General features: G+C 72.2%; 1 protein-coding gene. It reads right to left on the bottom strand.

Annotated features, from left to right (window positions below):
• On the bottom strand, window positions 1-1,649 hold a 1,649-nt coding region (locus ACP4IX_RS36140; RefSeq protein WP_426558882.1), incomplete at both ends, for a type I polyketide synthase.

Here is a 1,649-nt window from a genome sequence, read left to right on the forward strand (position 1 = left end):
TCCTTGAACGCACGATCCGCAGGCACCTCATCGACCGAACCATGCCCCAGAACACCCGCGACCTCACCCCGCACCACATCGAGTACGACCTCGGCCCGCTCGTCCTGGGGCAGCGCCGCGAGCTGCCGGGCGAGCTTGCCTGCCGAGGCCGAACCGGCCTTCGCGGCGCGGCGGGCCGGGACGCGGACCAGGCCGCTCAGCAGCGGCGGCAGCATCCCGCTGACCGCCTGAGCGCGGAGCGCGGCCAGGTCGAGCTTCATGGGTACGAGGACCGCGGCCTGAGTGGCGTTGGCGGAGTCGAAGAGGGCCAGGCCCTCGTCCTCGGTCAGGGCGTTCACTCCGCCGCGACCGGAACGCGCCACTTCGCCGGCCATGCCGCCGTCCCACAGACCCCACGCCAGCGACGTCGCCACCAGACCCCGTGACCTGCGGTGCGCGGCAAGCGCATCGAGGAAGACGTTGGCGGCGGCGTAGTTCGCCTGACCGGCGCCGCCGAAGACACCCGCCGCGGAGGAGAACAAGACGAACGCCGACAGGTCCATGCCCTGCGTGAGTTCGTGGAGGTTCCACGCCGCGTCCACCTTCGGACGCAGCACCGAGGACATGCGTTCCTGGTCCAGGGACGCGATGACGCCGTCGTTCAGGACGCCGGCGGTGTGCACCACCGCCGACAGCACCGGAATCGTGTCCAGCACCGCGGCCAGCGCGTCCCGGTCGGCGACATCGCACGCCGCCCACGACACCGACGCACCCAGCCCAACCAGCTCCGCCGTCAACTCGACAGCACCCGGGGCATCCCCGCCCCGCCGGCTCACCAGCAGCAGATCCCGCACCCCGTACTCGGTGACGAGATGCCGCGCGAACAACCCGCCCAGCGCACCACTGGCACCCGTCACCAGCACCGTGCCCTCAAACACCGGGGCCTCGGCGTCGGGACCGGCGACGGCCCGCACCAGGCGAGGCGCGAGAAACACCCCGTACCGGACAGCGACTTCAGGCTCACCCGTCGCCAACGCCGCCGCGACGGTGTCCGCGTCGATCTCGCCGTCGACGTCGATCAAGCCGAACCGGCCCGGGTTCTCCGACTGCGCCGACCGCACCAGACCCCACACCGGGGCGTGCGCGAGATCCGCCACGTCCTCACCCGGCACCGCAGCCACCGCACCCCGCGTCAGGAACACCAGACGCGACTCGGCGAACCGCTCGTCACTCAGCCACTCCTGCACCAGCCCGAGCACCCGCCCGGACTCCGCATGCACCGCACCGGCCATGTCCCTCGCCAGCTCGTCGGCCGCGCACGGCACCACGATCACCGCCGGAACCGCGCCGTTCTCGGTCTCGAAGGCCTGGAGTCCGGCACTTACGAGCTTCCAGTCGTCGACCGAACCGCCGGCCGCCACCGGGGACCACTCGACCCGGAACAGCGCGTCACCCTGACCGCCAACCGGCCCGGCGAGCTGCTCCGGCGAGAACGCCCGCAACACGAGACCGCGCACGGACGCCACCGGCGCACCCTCGGCGTCCGCCAGTTCCAGCGCCACCACATCACGGCCCGCACGCGACAACCGCACCCGTACCTCGGACGCGCCGACGGCGTGCAGAGTCACGCCCTGCCAGGAGAACGGCAGCTTGGCCTCACCGTCCGCGCT

Origin of the sequence: Streptomyces sp. WG5 (assembly GCF_049974565.1) — a bacterium.
Taxonomy (GTDB): domain Bacteria; phylum Actinomycetota; class Actinomycetes; order Streptomycetales; family Streptomycetaceae; genus Streptomyces.